This is a genomic window from Colwellia marinimaniae (genome assembly GCF_002207865.1).
Classification (GTDB): domain Bacteria; phylum Pseudomonadota; class Gammaproteobacteria; order Enterobacterales; family Alteromonadaceae; genus Colwellia; species Colwellia marinimaniae.
The window spans coordinates 1-247 of record NZ_BDQM01000429.1 but is presented as its reverse complement, the minus strand read 5'-3'; the positions used below and the strand labels follow the sequence as shown (position 1 = coordinate 247).

1 protein-coding gene is annotated in these 247 nt (G+C 64.8%); it reads left to right on the top strand.

What is annotated here, in order from left to right; genetic code table 11:
• Positions 1-247, top strand: a 247-nt coding sequence (locus MTCD1_RS19940) for a hypothetical protein (RefSeq protein ID WP_143760219.1), incomplete at both ends; no start/stop codon positions are given.

Sequence of the window (247 nt, the reverse complement as noted above, 5' to 3'; positions counted from 1 at the left end):
GCAGGAGTTTGCGGCCAAGCCGCTGCCCGATCTGGAAAAAGAGCTGATTGCAAGAGGAATCGGGCCGCAGCGCGCTCTGGACAAGCGCGAGCAGCTACAAAAACTATACCGGCAGACGCTGGACGCGGGCCGCCCCGTGCAGATACGCACCTTTCACAGCTGGTTTGCGGCGCTGCTGGGCACGGCGCCGCTGGCGGTGCTGGAGCAGCAGGGCCTGCCCGCCCATTACGACTTGCTGGAGGATGAC